A 17,853-nucleotide genomic window follows, 5' to 3' on the forward strand; every position below is an offset into this window, starting at 1 on the left:
ACCTTAAAAAGGCTTTGTTGGAGAAGATGTTTGTGTGAGGGACTAAACCTTATAGGTTTCAAAAACCTATAAGGTTTGATATTAAGGTTAAAATATTTCATTTTCTTTTTTTTATACCCGAAAAGGTATAGATTTGGTTATTGAAATCAAATTATACCTTTTCGGGTATATATTTTTATGAAAATAGCTTCATTTATCAAAGAAAGAAGAAAGCATTTAGGCTTAACCCAAACCGACCTTGCCGAAAAAGCGGGCGTTGGCCTTCGTTTTGTCCGTGATTTAGAGCAAGGCAAACCCAGCCTTCGGCTCGATAAAGTAAATCAAGTTTTGGATTTATTTGGGAGCGAAGTGGGCGTAATCAGAAAGGAGGTGAGCCATGAGTAGGTCGGGGCAAGTTTTTTATCAAGATAATTTGGCAGGCATCATTACCGAAAATGAGGACGGCTATTTTTTTCAGTACGATGAACGTTATTTAAAGCTACCCAACGCTCAGGCAATATCTTTCATCATGCCTTTACAAAAACAAGTTTTTAGCAGTAATACATTATTTCCGTTTTTCGATGGACTCATTCCCGAAGGTTGGCTTTTAGCGATTGCGTCCGACAACTGGAAAATCAATCTGCGTGACCGCATGGGCTTACTTTTAGCCGTTTGTGGCGATTGTATTGGGGCAGTAAGCATCCAACCTATCATCGACGAAAACCATGAGTAGATGCTTATATTGCTATCAGCCCTTAGAAAATCAAGAAATAGATTTCCATAAAAAATGCTCTAAACGTTTTTTTGGGGTAAATCAAGCTCCTGTACTCAATTTTGGCGTGGAAGAGTTGAAATTGATGGCACAGAAAGCAGTAATTCAACGTATGACGGTTACGGGCGTTCAACCCAAATTATCGCTTTCCTTAGAAAAAGTAGATGCTACTCATAACAGACTCACCATTGTAGGATTATGGGGAGATTATATTTTAAAACCTCCTACCGAACATTTTCCGCAACTACCCGAAAACGAAGATGTAACCATGAAATTGGCAGCCTTATGCGGTATTCGCACGGCAGAGCATTCACTCATTCGTTTGACTTCGGGCGAGTTGGCGTATCTTACCAAACGATTTGATAGACAAAACGGGCAAAAACTCCATGTAGAAGACCTATGTCAATTAACAGGCACTTTAACCGAGCATAAATACCGTGGTTCGATGGAAAAAGTAGGAAAGGCCATTAAAACATTCAGCACCAATACGGGTTTAGATGCCCTATCGTTTTTTGAACTAAGCATCTTTTGTTTCCTGACGGGCAATGCGGATATGCACCTCAAAAATTTTTCACTGATGCACACGCCAACGGGAGAAATTCAGCTAACTCCTGCTTATGATTTAGTTTCAACCAAATTGGCAATGCCCCAAGATTTGGAAGAAATGGCATTAACGATGAACGGAAAAAAGAATCGCTTAAAAAGAATGGACTTTGATAAATTGGGCGAATCGTTGGGAATTAGTACAAAAGCAATGGAAAGGGTTTATCAGAAATTTGCTAACAAAAAGGAAAGCATGAAGAAGTTGATTCATGAAAGTTTTTTAAACCAATCGTTAGCAGATGAGTATTTGAATTTGGTGATGGAAAGAGGGGAAAATTGTCTTAATTAGGATTGATTGGATTTGAGGATTATAGGATTATTTCTACAAATTCGGTTATACAAGAGACAGAGTATATTTTTGTCAAATATGTGAAAATGAATTTAAGAGGGTACGATACTTGGCAATCCTAAAATCCTAAACGGTGCGACGCTTCGCAATCCTAATCAAAGACGAATATGAAACATGAAGATTTAACACATAGAATAATTGGCTGTGCCATGAAAGTTCATAGTACGCTGGGCAACGGCTTCCAAGAAGTTATCTATCAAAGAGCCATGGCAATAGAGATGCAAAAGCAAGGATTATTGTTTAGTAGAGAAATGGAAATGACCATCTTTTACGACGGCATTGATATAGGCACAAGGCGTGTTGATTTTTTTGTGGAAGAAACGATTATGCTTGAATTGAAGGCAGTCATAAAATTAGAAGATGTGCATCTTGCTCAAGCAATGAATTATTGTCAAGCCTATAAATTACCCATTGGTTTGCTTATCAACTTTGGGGCAAAAAGCATGGAGTTCAAAAGAGTATATAATTTGAATCATCCTGACAATAAAGAATACAAAAAAAGTCAGAATTAGGGTTTATTGGATTCGATGATTAAAGGATTTTTTTAACAAAATTATATAATCATAAAATCTTAATTCTGACGAATTTTATAAATCCTACAATCATCAAATCCTAAAAATCTTAATCAAGACAATGATATTTTCATCAGAAGGAGACTTTGAAAACGCTTTCATAGAAATCCTAACCCAAAAAGGTTGGGAGAAGGCAATCCTCAACTATCCCACCGAAGAAGATTTACTACGAAACTGGGCGAATATTTTGTTTGAAAACAACCGAGACATCGACCGCCTCAACGATTATCCACTCACCGAGGGCGAAATGCAGCAGATTTTGGAGCAAATTGTCTCGCTAAAAACACCGCTCAAACTCAATGCTTTTATCAATGGCAAAACCGTGGCAATCACACGAGATAACCCCGCCGATACCCTACATTTTGGCAAGGAAATCAGCCTAAAAATATACGACCGCCACGAGATAGCCGCTGGGCAAAGCCGCTATCAGATTGCGAAGCAACCCAAATTTAAGAATAAATCAAAGATACTAAACGACCGCCGAGGTGATGTCATGCTGCTCATCAATGGTATGCCCCTCATACACATTGAATTGAAGAAAAGCGGAATACCCGTAAGTCAGGCGTACCATCAAATAGAAAACTATGCTAAATCGGGCATTTTTTCGGGTTTGTTTTCGTTGATTCAACTATTTGTAGCCATGAATCCCGACGAAACCGTCTATTTTGCCAATCCAGGAAGCGAAGGAAAATTCAACAAAGACTTTTATTTTCATTGGGCAGATTTCAACAACGAACCCATCAATCACTGGAAAGATATTGCGTCTTCGCTACTTTCTATTCCGATGGCACACCAATTGATTGGTTTCTATACCGTAGCCGATACCACCGACGGTGTGCTAAAAGTAATGCGGAGCTATCAATATTTTGCGGCCAACGCCATCAGCGATAAAGTTGCCAAAACCGACTGGAAAGGCAAGAATCTCTTGGGCGGCTACGTGTGGCACACCACAGGCTCAGGCAAAACCATGACCAGCTTCAAGTCGGCACAACTCATAGCCAACTCGAAAGATGCCGACAAAGTGATTTTTCTGATGGACAGAATCGAACTTGGCACGCAGTCGTTATTAGAATACCGAGGTTTTGCCGATGATAACGAAGACGTACAAGCCACCGAAAACACGGCTATTTTAGTAACCAAACTAAAAAGCAATAATCCATCCGATACCTTGATAGTTAGCTCGATTCAGAAAATGAGCAATATCAAAGACGAAGCTGAGTTTTTTAATGCCCACGATATTGAGCTAATCAATGCCAAACGATTGGTTTTTATCATCGACGAAGCCCACCGCTCGACTTTTGGTGATATGCTCATTATCATCAAAGATACCTTTCCAAAGGCTATATTTTTTGGTTTTACGGGTACGCCCATTCACCAAGAAAACCAAAAGAAAAAGAATACTACCTCGTCGGTATTCGGAGACGAACTACACCGATACAGCATAGCCGATGGGATTCGAGACAAAAACGTACTGGGTTTTGACCCTTACAAAGTGCTAACCTACCGAGACAGAGATTTAAGAAGAGCCGTAGCTTTGGAAAAAGCCAAAGCAAGCACCGAAGCCGAAGTATTTGCCAATCCTCAAAAAGCCGAAATCTTTAATGAATACATGAGATTAAGCATGGCAGGGCATTGGGGCAATGATGGCAATTATGTGCCGGCCATTGAAGATTTCGTGCCAAAGTTGCAGTATGAGCGAATAGAACACCAAGAAAAAGTTGTAGAAGATATATTGGACAATTGGCTGACACTCAGCCAAGGCAATAAGTTTCACGCCATTTTTGCCACCAGTAGCATAGCCGAAGCCATCGACTATTATGGTTTATTGAAAGCAGCCAAGCCCAATTTGAAAATTACGGCATTATTTGACCCCAACATTGATAACAACGGCAACGGTACGTTGAAAGAAGCGGGGTTGGCTGAAATAATTGAAGACTATAACGACAGATACGAACAGGATTTTACGCTGAAAAACCACGCAAAATTTAAGAAAGATATTGCGGCAAGGCTTGCCCACAAAAAGCCGTATCTTCAAATAGAACGAACACCCGAACGCCAAATTGACCTTTTGATTGTGGTTGACCAAATGCTCACGGGCTTTGACTCGAAGTGGCTCAATACGTTGTACTTAGATAAAGTGCTGAGATACGAAAATATTATTCAAGCATTTTCACGGACAAACCGCTTATTTGGTCCTGACAAACCTTTTGGCACGATTCGTTATTATCGGTATCCGCACACAATGGAGCAGCATATCAAACAAGCCGTAGAACTATATTCTGGCAATAAAGCGATTGGCTTATTTGTGGAGCAATTGGCCCATAATTTAAACCAACTCAATGCCATTTATGACGAAATGAGTCATTTGTTTATGCTTGCAGGCGTCGCCAACTTTGAAAAACTGCCCGACGATAGAACCGAACGGGGTAGATTTGCCAAACTCTTCAAAGAACTAAATGCGTATTTAGAAGCTGCCAAGATTCAAGGCTTCAAATGGAATAAGCTGGTTTATGAATTTGGTAAAGGGAAATCAAAATCAGTGGTGGAAGTGAAATTCGATGAAAATACCTATTTGATTTTGGCACTCCGCTACAAAGAATTATTTGCTGGCGGCGGTGGTGGTGTACAAAACGATGTTCCGTTTGAAATAGATGGCTATTTAACGCAAATCGACACGGGTAAAATAGATGCCGATTACATGAACGCACGTTTTGATAAATACCTTAAAACTTTAAAATCAGCAGATACCGATAGCCATCATACGCAGCAAACGTTAGACGAGTTGCATAAATCCTTTGCTTCATTGACGCAAGAAGAGCAAAAATTTGCCAATATATTTATACACGATGTGCAGAGCGGTAATGCTACAATAGAGATTGGAAAAACCTTCAGAGAATATATCACAGAATATCAGTCGAAAGCAAAAAATGACGAAATTAGTAAAATTGCACAGGCCCTTGGCTTAAATGAAACTAAGCTTAAAGCTATGATGGCAGCAAGGATAACAGATACAAACATCAATGAATACGGCCGTTTTGACGAGCTAAAAAGCACGGTAGACAAAACCAAAGCAAAAGCCTATTTTGAAGAAATAGAAGACCAAACGCTTCCGCCACACAAAGTAAATATGAGAGTTCATAATTTGCTTCAAAGCTTCATTATCAGTGGTGGTTTTGAAGTATAGATTTTCTAAATCCCACCCTATTTGAAATTTCAAATCTCTTCTACGCTCGTGATTATCAGAAAATCTACCTTAGACGACCTTCATTCCATTCAGGAATTATACCAAACTGTAGCACGTATTTCGGGTGGAATTGCGCGAAAAGAGCACGAAATTTCAGAGGCATATATCCATAATTTTTTAAGCAAAAGCCTCGCGAACGGTTGTTCGATGGTAGCGGAAGAAGAAGGAAAAGTAATAGCCGAAGTCCATACCTATTCGTTTGGAATAGAATGTTTTACGCATCTTTTTGGAGACACCACGATTTGTGTTCATCCCGAATACCAAGGAATTGGCTTAGGACGGAAAGTGTTCTCGGCCCTGTTGGAGTATGTAATGACTGAACGCAGGGATATTTTGCGGGTAGAACTTCACGCGCGGGAGAGTAATCCGAAGGCGATTGAATTGTATCAAAAACTGGGCTTTCAAATCGAAGGACGCGCCCTGGGACGCGTCCTTGATCCGGACGGCAGCATCGTTGCCGATGTACCTATGGGGTGGTTGAATCCGAATTTCAGTCGGGATACTGCCTGATTGTATTTTATTCTACCGTAACCGGTACTTCTTCTTTAATGAATGCTTCTAAGTCGCGGTTGAGTTGAGGCCATTCGGTATAGAAAAATCCGTGCGGAGCATCTTCGTAGGAAATAAGTCGTGAACCAGCAATTCCTTGGTGCATGGCACGGGCCGTAAGATCGTAAGGAACGATTTTGTCGGCTGTACCGTGAATGATAAGCGTAGGTACGTCCACTTTGGCCAAATCGGCTCGCAGATCAGCTTGGCTGAAAGTAAGAATACAATTGATAAAAGCCCGTGGCGATGATTTCATGATTAAGCTGTGAAACCAATCCATCAACTTGCTGCTCAACGGGGTGTTAAGAATAGTAGCCCCAAAAAAATCTTTCGAGAACGATTCAACAAAAGCTGCACGGTCTTGGATGGTGTTTTCAATCATCTCGTCAAAAACGGGTTTGTCCACACCTTCCTCAAAATCGGGGGCTTTGAGCAGTCGGGGAGCGGCAGCACCCAACAAAACCAGTTTAGAGATGCGATTGCTGCCGTGCCGGCTCAGGTAGCGAAGCGCTTCGGCTCCTCCCATCGAAAATCCGACGAGGATTACACCGTTTAAATCAAGCGCTTCCAATACGGCCTGTATATCATCGGCGAGGGTATCGTAATCATATCCCGACCATGGCTGGTCAGATTTACCAAAACCTCGGCGATCAATTAGAATACAACGAAATTCATTGCCAAGTTGGTTGATCTGATATTCAAACATTTCGTGGCTGAGCGGCCATCCGTGTAAGAAAACAACAGGCTGTCCTTGTCCCCAATCTTCAACATGGAGCCGGACATTTGGGGCGGTTTCGATCATGGGCATAAGAAAAGAAAGTTAGAGGCCGTCTCATCAATGAGACGGGCAAGTGATAAAACAATTTCCTTTTCAGTACTGCAAATAATCGTACCGGCACTATTTTAGGCAAGAAACGCCCCAAATCCTTTAGAAAATGGGCTTTTGGGGATAATTACTGCCCCTAAAATATCTTTCGGTTCAAGTCAAATTGGGTTAAATAATCGCTTACCCGTTTTACAAACATTCCTCCCAAAGCGCCATCTACTACGCGGTGGTCGTAGGAATGAGAAATGTACATCATACTGCGTATGCCGATGACATCCCCTTGCGGAGTTTCAATAACAACCGGGCGTTTTTGAATCGCTCCAAAGGCCATAATTGCTACTTGTGGTTGAACAATAATGGGAGTGCCCATCAGGTTGCCGAAGGTTCCAATGTTCGAGATGGTGTAGGTGCCGCCTGCAAGGTCATCTGCTGTGAGTTTGTTTTGGCGTGCACGGTTGGCCAATTCATTTACTTTTTTTGCCAAGCCAATCAAACTGTATTGGTCAGCATTATGTATGACGGGAACGATTAAATTGCCGCTTGGGAGAGCCACTGCCATTCCGATATTAATGTCACGTTTTTTGAGAATGTTGTCTCCTTCCACCGAAATGTTTATCAACGGAAAATCTTTGATGGCTTTCACAACGGCCTCAATCAAAATAGGAGTATAAGTGATGCCGTCGCCCGTTTGTCGTCTAAATTCGTCTTTGATTTGATTGCGCCACAGCACAATGTTCGTCATATCGGTTTCCACAAACGAAGCCACGTGCGTCGATGTATTTTTTGATTCTATCATCCGCTCCGCAATCATGCGCCGCATTCTGTCCATCGGCATTATTTCGACAGAGGATTTATGATTTGCGATTTGCGATTTGTGATTTAGGTCTGCCGAATCGGTGCTTGATGAACTGCTCACTGTTGACTGCCGACTGCCGACTGCCGACTGCTGCCGACTTTCCAAATACGCTAAAATATCTTTTTTTGTAACGCGGCTTTCTGCTCCCGTTCCAGAAATTTGGTCAAGTTCCTGACGCGAAACTCCTTCCATTTGGGCAATATTGAGCACCAACGGTGAATAAAAACGGCTACCGGTGGTTGGAACGGAAGGCTCAGGTAAGGCAGGAGTAACAGCAGTAGCAACCGTTTCAAATTGTTTTTCCAATTCAACGGCTTCTTCCGGAACGGCTACGGACGTAATTCCATTGACGGCCTCACCTGCCGGGGTATCAATACGAATCACGACATTGCCGACGGGTACGACATCCCCTTCTTTTACTAAAATTTCAGCAATAATACCCCCGTATGGCGCGGGAACTTCGGTATCCACTTTGTCGGTAGCTACTTCCATTACGGAGTCATCGGCTTCGACGCGGTCGCCTACTTTTTTCAAAATACTGATCACTGTACACTCCATGACACTCTCACCCATGCGAGGCATCACCATTTCAACTATTGCCATTTGTTTTCGTATTAATATCTATTTCAAATCCACAAACAGTTAACTTCCTTACTACAAGCCCAGCATTTGTTTTCTGAGTAAATTCAATAAATAAACGCTCGTAAATTGGATGTTTTGTTCGCGAAACTTTCCTAATTGTAATTTTTGAGTCACTGTACCGTCCGGGCCGGCGCTGGCAATCCAGATAGTGCCTACGGGTTTTTCTTCCGTGCCTCCGTCGGGTCCTGCAATGCCGCTGGCAGCAATGCCGTAGGTGGTATGCAGACGATTGCGTACTCCCTCGGCCATTTCGATGACCGTTTGCTCACTTACGGCGCCGTGAGCAGCTAATGTGTCGGAATTTACCCCCAATTCGGCAATCTTCACTTCGTTGCTGTAACTCACCACCCCACCTGTAAAATACTGAGAAGAGCCGGGTACTTTGGTAATCAGATGAGATACGTAGCCACCCGTACAACTTTCGGCTGTAGCGACCGTTTGACCGCGTTCTTTCAAAAGTTGACCTACTACGTTTTCAATTTCCACATTATCATACCCAAATACATTCACTGCAATCAGGGGCAATACTTTGTCAACTTCGGCCTGCGTGTCTTTTTTGAGCTGTTCCAAATCGGAACCCGTGGCGGTAAGGCGGAGTCGAACCTGCCCAAAGTTGGGTAGATAGGCCAATTTTATATGAGAAGGCAGATTATCTTCCCAGTCGGCGATGCGTTCTGCTAAAAACGATTCGCCAATGCCAATGGTATGCAGCATTTTATGGTAAATGACAGGAGTTTCAAAAAACTCCCGCAATTTAGGCAGCATGGCGTGCGTCATGAGGTTTTTCATCTCAAACGGTACACCGGGCATGGAAATAAATACCTTACCATTGTGCTCAATCCATATTCCTGGGGCGGTCCCCCAATTGTTGGGAATGTAGGTGCTGTTTTTGGGAACCGCCGCCTGTTGCCGATTTAGTTCAGTCATCGGCCGACCTCTTTTTTCAAAAAAGTTGGTGATAAATGCTAAAGCTTCTTCGTTGATATATAGCTCAGTATCAAAGTAGTTACAAAGAGTTTTCTTGGTGATGTCGTCTTTGGTCGGTCCCAATCCGCCCGTAATAAGGATAACGTCAGCGCGAGATTCGGCTTCCTGCAATACGTCCAAAATAGCCTGTTCGTTGTCTCCTACGGATGATTTTCGGATGGTACGAATGCCGATATTAGTAAGTTCGGTGCTGATCCACTGGGTGTTGGTGTCGGTAATTTGTCCAAACAATATTTCGTCTCCAATCGTAATTACTTCTGCTTTGACCATGAATTCTAAAATTTTTTCAAAGTTAGACAAAATTCTGTTTTGATAGGAACGTTCTACCATTGCTGCAACCGTTACTTTACTTACCTTGTGACGTCGCAACAATAAACCACCTTACATTAAATGGATAAATACCTCATGAAATCGTCTTTTACTTTCTTATTTGCGGTACTTTTTACTTTTCAATCAGTTGCTCAAGAGCCCAAAAAAGGGGGCTTGGGAGGTTTACTGGAAAAAGCGGGTCAGGTTCTTACTAATACCTCCGGAGGCAGTCTTAGCAACGATGAGATTGTGATGGGGCTCAAAGAGGCGTTACAGGTAGGTATTTCAAACGGGTCGGCGCAGGCATCCGCCTTGGATGGTTACTTTAAAAATAACCTTATCAAATTGGCATTCCCTCCTGATGTACAACGCGTTGAAACGAAGTTGCGCCAAATTGGCTTGGGAAATGAAGTGGATAAGTTTATCCTGTCGCTCAACCGCGCTGCCGAAGATGCGGCCAAAAAATCGAAGCCTGTTTTTGTTAAAGCCATTACTTCCATGAGTATACAGGATGCTCTCGGAATTTTGAAGGGCGATTCTACGGCGGCCACCAAATACCTGCAACGTACGACTAATCAGGAGTTGTATAATCAGTTTTTTCCGGTAATAGACAGCACGCTCAAACTGAACAATACTACTAAATATTACACGGATTTGGTAAATACGTACAACAAACTCCCATTGGTACAGAAAGTAAATCCGGACCTCAAGCAGTACGCTACTCAAAAAGCAATTGACGGACTATTTGTGTTGATTTCGCAGGAAGAGCGTAAAATTCGCAAAGACCCTATGGCGCGGGTCAATGATATTTTGAAGAAGGTTTTCGGGCAGAAATAATTGGAGTCAGTAACGAACAGCAAGAGAAAGTCAATGTGCCAATACCAATTCAAGGCTTTTCATCACAACATCGCCCATGCTGCGGCATTGCAAAAAACTGTTGTTTTGATAATGGTACGCCAATTCGCGTTTGAGTTGATTTAAATTTTGAGGAAGCGAAATGGTATCCTGCTGCATCACTTTCATCAGGTCTTGGATGCGGTTGCGCTCTACCCGTATGCGGCCTGAGATAAGCGAACGCTCTTCGCGCTGGTATTGTAGTACACTTTCCGGAGTAAGGTATTTCATTCCCATCTCAATAATGGCGTTATTCTGTTTGAAATACTGGGGGAGGTACACCGCCTTTTTGCCTTCGTACGATTGCTGGTCAAAGTCAATGGAACGAATGCGGTAGTAGATTTCTTCAAAGTCGGGTGTAATATCCACCACAAAGTTACTGGAGTGCATGTCACCGAGCAGCCTAACAAAGCAACGCTCGTTGAATTTGACAAACTCCTTACAAAACCGAACGATGTTTAGGTTGGGTTCATTCAGGTAGTTTTTGATGAACATATCGCCGGGAATCCCCGCAATGTGCTCTTCGACCAACGTATCTTTGCTGGTCATATAGCTGATGCGGTTGGGAGATAGAATGTGCTCTAATTCAAGTCCGTAAATCCGCGAGGCATCGGCATTTTTGATGTAAAAGTAGTCAAAGTTATCGTTGACTTTATTGACAATCCGCACTCGAAACGGCTTTGAATTTCCGTAGGAACACAGGTCAACCCGGTCTACATACAGGTGTTTCATGACCGATAAGTCTCCGTCGGCTTTTAAGTCAGCATAAATAGTTTTTAGGGCATAATACACTTCGTCAATCTCGCTGTGGGCATAAAAAACCGTTTCCCACAGGGTATCACTGCCTTTTTTGTCGTAAAGCGGAATGGCGTTATCGTAGCGTAACAAATAGCTGTAATCAATGGGTAGAGAAACTTCTCGATTATAGCTTTCCAAATAGCCCCGCAAATCGGAGTTGATGCGAAACGGGATCTTTTTGTTAGAGATGAAGGCCATAGTTAGTAATGAGCATCAATTACTGTATTTCTTATTCAATACTAACTACTTAATACTACGTTCTCGATAAAGTGTACGGTCTTTGGGCATCCAATTTAAGGAAAATAAACAGCAGTATCGTAAAGGCCCACATGGAAGAGCCGCCGTAGCTGAAGAAAGGCAGTGGAATTCCGATCACGACCATCAAACCAATGGTCATTCCGATATTGACCAAAAAGTGAAAAAACAGAATACCGGCTACGCAATACCCGTACGCACGGGCAAACCGCGTACGCTGTCGTTCGGCCAGAAAAATGATGCGGCACATGAGTCCCAAAATAAGCAGAACCACAGCGGCGCTTCCTACAAAACCGTGCTCTTCGCCAATGGTACAAAAAATAAAATCGGAGTGTTGTTCAGGAACAAAGTTGAATTTGGTCTGGGTGCCGTCTAAAAATCCCTTTCCCCACAAACGTCCGGAACCGATGGCAATCTTGGACTGTATCACGTTCCAGCCTTTTCCAGTTGGATCGGCTTTGGGGTTAATCAATACATCAATACGTTTGCGTTGGTGGGGTTGGAGTACGTGTTTGGTAAAAAAGTCAACGCTTGATACAAACAGCATCATCATGCCGAAGACTAAAGATAAATTGATAAGCGTCTTTTTGGATCGATCATACCGGGGAATGATGAAACGATATACTATGGCTGCGAGTGCCGCCAAACCCAGACAAATATACAAGATGGGAAAAAATAGAGAAAGGATGAATAATACAATGGCGATAAGCAGCATGGCCGGATAAATGCCCTCAATTCCTTCTCTGTACAATACGATCATAAAAGACGCAAACACCAATGCACAGCCGGTCTCCTTTGAGACCAGAATGAGCAACATTGGCAGTATAAGGATACCTGCCACCCAGAGTTTATCTTTGAATTTATTGAGGTTGACATTGGGCTGGGTAATGAACTTTGAAACCATTAATGCAGTCCCGATTTTGGAAAATTCGGCCGGCTGCAGCGAAAACGATCCCAGCTTTATCCAGGAATGGGAACCTTTGATCTCACTTCCAAACACCAGAACGGCCAAAAGCAAAAAAATAGAAAATCCATAAATGATACGGGCAAATGCTTCCCAAAATTTATGGTCAATCACAAGAATAGCGATGATAATAAAGACAGCAGAGCCGATAAACATTAATTGCCGTCCGGCGCTGTTGGAAAGGTCAAACAGTTTGGTTTGTTCCTCGGGGTCATAAATAGCCGCATACACGTTAAAAAGCCCCATGGTGACACAGGCCGCGTAAATCAATACGGTCAGCCAGTCTATATTTTGAGTGATATCTTGTTCGTTCCGAGCCATTTTTTTAGTTAATAGTCCACAGTTAATAGTCCGCAGTCAATAGTTTTAAGAGAATTAACCATTTATTTTTTTCTCCGCAGCTGTGGTTTGTTTTACAATCGTTGCTTCAGGCTTGGACTTAGGAGGAGTGGGTTTTTCTTCTTTGGGCTTAGGGGTTTGTGGCTTGAGAATAATCACGTTCTGCATGAGGTTCTTATTCTTCCATTCGTGTTCGTAGGCTTTACGGTCAACGTGGCCTTTGATGTATTTTTCAATGATTAACGAAGCAACGGGAGCAGCGTAAAATCCACCAAAACCCGCATTCTCAACCAGTACCGCAATCGCAATTTTTGGATTATATTTAGGCGCAAAAGCAATAAAAATAGAGTGGTCTTTTCCTTTTTTATTTTGAGAGGTACCCGTTTTTCCACACATCTGAACATCGGGAATAATCGCTCCCCGAGAAACTGTTCCGCGAATAACGGCCATTTCCATACCATTTACGACCGTTTCAAAATAATGCGGTTCTACACCCGTTTCGTGCTTTTCGGTGTATTGAGCAAGCGGATTATTGTTTTTGCCGACTCCTTTCACCAAATGGGGAGCAATGTACCAACCCCGATTCGCAATAATAGCGGCTAAGTTGGCCAATTTCAGAGGGTTAATTAACAACTCACCCTCTCCAATACTTAGAGAGTAGATATTGGAAAATTTCCAGCGTTTTTCTCCGTAAATTTTATCATAATACTTTACGTCAGGCAGTTTTCCCGAAGATTCACTGGGAAGGTCAATGCCCAGTTTATGTCCGAATCCGAATTTTTCGGTGTAATCATGCCATTTTGTTAAGCCAATCGCGGAGGCCTTAAAGGTATTTTTTTCGGAGTTGGCATAAAGCATCCGACGAAACACATGGTAAAAATACGGGTTACACGACCATTGAATCGCACTGGACACGCCCGTAAGTCCGCCGTGTCCGTGGCATTTCATGGGAGCCCCGGCGTGAGAAAATATACTTCCCGGACTGATAGCCCCTTCCTGCATAGCGACCAGTGCCTGTACAGTCTTGAACGTAGACCCTGGACGGTAGCTTCCCGATAAAGCGCGGTTGTTCAAAGGTTTGTAAGGGTCGCGGTAGAGCTTGGAGTAGTTTTTAGAAAATTCGCGGGTTGCAAACAGGGCAGGGTCGTAGGTGGGGGCCGAAGTCATGGCCAGAATCTCACCCGATGATGGCTCAATCGCAACTACGGCACCCGCTTTGCCCGCCATCAGGCTGTCGGAATATTGCTGAAGTTTTAAATCAATGCTGCTGTACAGGTTTTGGCCTGCCGAAGCGATTGTATCCAATTCTCCGTCTTTCCAAGGCCCCTTAGCTACTCCGTGTACATCCTGCATGACGTAACGTACCCCGCGTCGACCGCGCAGTTGTTCTTCGTAATATTTTTCCAAGCCGCTTTGCCCCACCAAATCCCCTTGGTGATAGTACAGGTTATCCTGATTGTCCAATTGCTTTTTGGAGATTTCGCTGACATAACCCAACGCGTGAGCAAACGTAGGAGCAGAATAGGTTCGGATAGAACTTTTGAGGTATTCAAAACCCGGATAATCCACCATGGCATCCTGAATGCGGGCAAAATCCTCTTTGGACAACTGACGCATAAAAAGTGAAGGCTTGGCCCGAGAATAGATTTTGGCGACTCTCATCAGACTGTCGAAGTCGTTTTTGGTAATTTTTAACAAATTACACAACGACAGCGTGTCTTTTACTTTGAATTTATTGGGTGTAACGTACAAGTCGTACACCAACGTATTAAAAACAATCAGATTCCCTTTTCGGTCATAAATCTGTCCGCGCATGGGGACATCGGGGATTGCTTTAATGGAATTACTGGCTGTTTCGTAGGTATTATCCAGCACTTGAAGAAACAAAAGGCGAATCAGATAAATAATTCCTACCACCACAAACAATCCGTATACAAAAAACTTCCTATTTTCTGACATCTAAGTAAATGTAAATTACAAATTGTGAATTAGTGATGGGGCCGCCCGCGCGGTTGCGAATTAGTGAATATCTATTACTAATTCACTACATTCTCCGCACCAGTCGATGGCTTTGTTATTTACAAATTTGCTTATTGACAAGCTGGTGATGCGGTTAATGGTCATTTATGCATTCACTGCCCGTAGGTTTACCCGCGTCAAAGATTTAATAATGGGTGAAAAACGACGAACAATGCACAAACTCTCACTACAAAGTTCGCTGCTTTTCACCGATTTTCAAGCATGAAATTCAAGATATTAATCAGGATTTACCATCCAGTGCCTTTTATTTTTGTTTTAATACGACATAAATACATATCGGCCGTCAGATAAAGGGTAGTGCCATCGTCGCCCCAGCCGCAGTTAGCCGTTGCTTCTCCGGTTTCAATACGTCCCAAGAGCTGCCCGGTTGGACTGAGAATCAAAACACCGCCGGGGCCGGTGCTCCAAACATTTCCGTTTTGGTCGGTTTTAAGGCCATCGGGCAGTCCCGGAAGGCCTTGTTTTACCATAGACGTAGCGTCAAACAATACTTTTCCCTGACCAACCGAGCCGTCGGTCTGTACCGGAAAAGCCATAATGACCGCTTTATCGGGGTCAGATTGAGCTACGTACAACGTTTTTTCGTCAGGTGAGAAAGCAAGTCCGTTCGGACGGGTCATGTCTTTGGTAATTAGCGTAACTACCCCGTCAGTCCCAACGCGATACACACCGAACCAATTGATTTCGCGGGTAGGATCGTCCTGTTTTCTGGGCATTCCATAAGGAGGGTCCGTAAAATAATAAGCGCCGCTTGAGTGTTGTACGACGTCGTTGGGGCTGTTGAAGCGTTTGCCTTGAAAATTATCGGCGATGGTGCGCTTGCCGCCGTTAATCAGGGGCATGGCCGAAATGCGGCGGTCGCCGTGTTCAGCGAATATCAATCTTCCCTGACGGTCAAGTGTGAGGCCGTTGCTGCCGGGCTCATCGCCGTAGGTGCCGGCACCCGTAAAGCCCGAGGGTTCCAGAAAAGTCGTCAAACCCTCTTTGGCATTCCATTTGAAAACAGTGTTTTGCGGTACATCCGAAAACAGCAGGTAATTTCCATCCTTAACCCAAACAGGCCCTTCGGCCCACGTAAAACCCGACGCCAGTACTTCGATTTTGGCATCTGTTGCCAACAAGGCATCCAATTGCGGCGAGTTGCGAATGACTTTGCCAATGGCAGGGTAGGTGTTTTGAGCAAAAGAAAAAGTGATGGAAAGGAGCAGGATTCCTGTTAATAGACGTGCCGTTTTCATGTTAGTAAAGGTTTATAATCAGCAAAAGACGGTTGTGCTTCATTTTTAACACGCATTGATAAGAGAATTTAATTCAGGCTTTTTAAACCCCATTTTTTCTTTCCATGAAACTATTGATTTCTTGGTTCTCCTTATTTTCATGGATAACCGCTATGCCGTATTTGTTTAATTTTAGCCATTATTTTGCGTCTTTGTTATGATTGCACACGCCCTCGAAATTGTCAAAAAAGAGTTGCAGGCTAATTTGAATCTCTACCAAAATTCCAACGGAGGGTTTTTGGTAGAACTGGCAAATGTGGCCAATTATGTACCCTCCAACGGGCCGCAGGCAATGGATGTGCTGATTACCCTGGTGAATATTAACTTGTAGATGTTAAAATAGGCATAATAGATTGATGGACAAAATATTATGCCTACAAATTGATGCAAAAGTTTGAAATTTGTAGCGACAAAACATCAAATTTACCAACATCAATTAATCACAATGATAAAAAAAGTATCAACAGGAATTAAACAAATTGGTTATAAAATATTTCAAAGGGCATTATAAAAGTAGTACAGATTTAATAGGAGCCTTTGAGGCATTTGAATTAGAGCAAGATGTAGCTCTGAGTTTGGACTTAGAGAAGCTCTTACAGCTTTTGTTTTTAGGTCAATTGGTAGGACTTCAGACTTTGAACAGCATTTTAATCAAATTTGGGATTAGCAGTAATTATCGTCAGATCAAGTATAGGATGCTATGTAATCGTTTGACTAATAGCAAGATGCGACACATATTTGAGCATGAGTTTATAAGTGTTTTGGAAGATATGTGTAAAAAAGACAGCAGTTGTTGGTCAAAGCAGTCAATAAGCGCAGTCTTGGATGATTCTATTTTTCGTCAATGGTTAGCTCAACATACAGATTCATACTAGGGGTGTTATTTTAGTGGACAATACAAAGCGACGGTATATGGCTATAAAGTGGTGAGCCTTGGCCTGGCCATAGATGGAGTGATGTATCCATTGTACTTTGATTTTGTCAAAAATGACAAAATACAGAAGTCGATTGAGTTAGCCAATAAACTCATAAGAAGGTGGAGATTGTTGGTAGAAAAACTCAAAAAGCAAGGGATAGATTTACCCAAAATACATCTAAGTTGCGATAGTGGCTACAGTGATAAGGGTCTTTGTGAAAACTTCCAAGAAAATCATTTGAACTACATTAGTGTTCCTAAAAAAGTCATATTATTGAACTTTGTGGTCAAAAAACAAAATTATCTACTTGGTTATCAGACCATTTTTTGTAATTAGAACAAGAACACCAAGAGGCTCAACAAAAGCTTTCAGAAGCCCAACGAAGGCCATTTGCCTATCGTTTTAGAGCCTATTATTGTTCTCAAAATAGAGAAGTTGCTTTTTTAGCTTTTCGACTGAATGCTTCAAAAAATTGGACCGATTTCTATGATTCATGCAACTGATGGCGTATACAAATCTTTATATTTTTCCTTTCGATGAACGCACGAGAAAACACGATGAATTAGCCGCACGGGATTTCTATGATTCAAGCAAGCGAATACGTATAGTTTTCGTCCGCATCGGCGGTCCGAATATTTTTTACCCTGCTTGGCTAAAGAAAAAATAAGCCTTACAAGTTTA

At 42.5% G+C, this 17,853-nt stretch carries 15 protein-coding genes; 8 read left to right on the top strand and 7 right to left on the bottom strand.

The genetic code is table 11. The features are described from left to right. Positions 1 to 177 precede the first annotated feature (177 nt). The 6 genes from Q0081_RS18480 (at position 178) to Q0081_RS18505 (ending at position 6,029) form a co-directional block, all read left to right on the top strand. The gene (locus Q0081_RS18480) at positions 178 to 384 is read left to right on the top strand and encodes a helix-turn-helix transcriptional regulator (RefSeq protein WP_298356604.1); all 207 of its coding nucleotides are present in this window, start codon (positions 178 to 180) and stop codon (positions 382 to 384) included. Then, positions 377 to 712: a HipA N-terminal domain-containing protein gene (locus Q0081_RS18485; RefSeq protein ID WP_298356606.1), complete on the top strand. Its 336-nt coding sequence runs from the start codon at positions 377 to 379 to the stop codon at positions 710 to 712. Before Q0081_RS18480 ends, Q0081_RS18485 begins: the two co-directional genes overlap by 8 nt. Continuing rightward, positions 705 to 1,643 carry a HipA domain-containing protein gene (locus Q0081_RS18490; protein WP_298356609.1) on the top strand — a complete coding sequence of 313 codons (939 nt, stop codon included), beginning with the start codon at positions 705 to 707 and terminating at the stop codon, positions 1,641 to 1,643. Before Q0081_RS18485 ends, Q0081_RS18490 begins: the two co-directional genes overlap by 8 nt. A gap of 167 nt (positions 1,644 to 1,810) precedes the next feature. Beyond that, entirely contained in the window at positions 1,811 to 2,215 is a 405-nt protein-coding gene (locus tag Q0081_RS18495) for a GxxExxY protein (RefSeq protein WP_298356612.1), read from the top strand. A 121-nt stretch (positions 2,216 to 2,336) separates the two neighbouring features. Continuing rightward, the gene (locus tag Q0081_RS18500) at positions 2,337 to 5,459 is read left to right on the top strand and encodes a type I restriction endonuclease subunit R (protein WP_298356615.1); all 3,123 of its coding nucleotides are present in this window, start codon (positions 2,337 to 2,339) and stop codon (positions 5,457 to 5,459) included. 21 nt (positions 5,460 to 5,480) lie between these two features. After that, positions 5,481 to 6,029, top strand: coding sequence for a GNAT family N-acetyltransferase (locus Q0081_RS18505; protein ID WP_298356618.1), 549 nt, complete (start codon positions 5,481 to 5,483; stop codon positions 6,027 to 6,029). 7 nt (positions 6,030 to 6,036) lie between these two features. Here Q0081_RS18505 and Q0081_RS18510 read toward each other — a convergent pair whose 3' ends face one another. The 3 genes from Q0081_RS18510 to Q0081_RS18520 form a co-directional block, all read right to left on the bottom strand. Then, complete coding sequence (locus tag Q0081_RS18510; RefSeq protein WP_298356621.1) at positions 6,037 to 6,876, bottom strand: alpha/beta fold hydrolase; 840 nt, start codon at positions 6,874 to 6,876, stop codon at positions 6,037 to 6,039. 154 nt (positions 6,877 to 7,030) lie between these two features. After that, the gene (locus Q0081_RS18515; protein WP_298356624.1) at positions 7,031 to 8,353 is read right to left on the bottom strand and encodes a dihydrolipoamide acetyltransferase family protein; all 1,323 of its coding nucleotides are present in this window, start codon (positions 8,351 to 8,353) and stop codon (positions 7,031 to 7,033) included. 51 nt (positions 8,354 to 8,404) lie between these two features. Continuing rightward, positions 8,405 to 9,649, bottom strand: coding sequence for a competence/damage-inducible protein A (locus Q0081_RS18520; protein WP_298356627.1), 1,245 nt, complete (start codon positions 9,647 to 9,649; stop codon positions 8,405 to 8,407). 120 nt (positions 9,650 to 9,769) lie between these two features. Here Q0081_RS18520 and Q0081_RS18525 point away from each other — a divergent pair, with 120 nt between their 5' ends. Further along, the gene (locus Q0081_RS18525) at positions 9,770 to 10,525 is read left to right on the top strand and encodes a DUF4197 domain-containing protein (protein WP_298356630.1); all 756 of its coding nucleotides are present in this window, start codon (positions 9,770 to 9,772) and stop codon (positions 10,523 to 10,525) included. Between the two features lie 30 nt (positions 10,526 to 10,555). Here the strand turns inward: Q0081_RS18525 and Q0081_RS18530 are convergent, their stop codons facing one another. From Q0081_RS18530 to Q0081_RS18545, 4 genes are all read right to left on the bottom strand, one after another. Next, positions 10,556 to 11,578, bottom strand: a complete 1,023-nt coding sequence (locus Q0081_RS18530) for a hypothetical protein (RefSeq protein ID WP_298356633.1) — start codon at positions 11,576 to 11,578, stop codon at positions 10,556 to 10,558. A gap of 55 nt (positions 11,579 to 11,633) precedes the next feature. After that, positions 11,634 to 12,920, bottom strand: a complete 1,287-nt coding sequence (rodA, locus tag Q0081_RS18535) for a rod shape-determining protein RodA (protein ID WP_298356636.1) — start codon at positions 12,918 to 12,920, stop codon at positions 11,634 to 11,636. 54 nt (positions 12,921 to 12,974) lie between these two features. Continuing rightward, positions 12,975 to 14,897 carry a penicillin-binding protein 2 gene (gene mrdA, locus Q0081_RS18540; protein WP_298356639.1) on the bottom strand — a complete coding sequence of 641 codons (1,923 nt, stop codon included), beginning with the start codon at positions 14,895 to 14,897 and terminating at the stop codon, positions 12,975 to 12,977. Positions 14,898 to 15,205: 308 nt separating this feature from the next. Next, positions 15,206 to 16,216, bottom strand: a complete 1,011-nt coding sequence (locus Q0081_RS18545) for an SMP-30/gluconolactonase/LRE family protein (protein ID WP_298356642.1) — start codon at positions 16,214 to 16,216, stop codon at positions 15,206 to 15,208. Between the two features lie 196 nt (positions 16,217 to 16,412). Between Q0081_RS18545 and Q0081_RS18550 the strand changes: the two genes are divergently transcribed. After that, entirely contained in the window at positions 16,413 to 16,586 is a 174-nt protein-coding gene (locus Q0081_RS18550; protein WP_298356645.1) for a hypothetical protein, read from the top strand. The last annotated feature ends 1,267 nt before the right edge of the window (positions 16,587 to 17,853 follow it).

It is taken from the genome of Runella sp. (genome assembly GCF_027484545.1).
In the GTDB taxonomy this organism is placed as follows: domain Bacteria; phylum Bacteroidota; class Bacteroidia; order Cytophagales; family Spirosomataceae; genus Runella.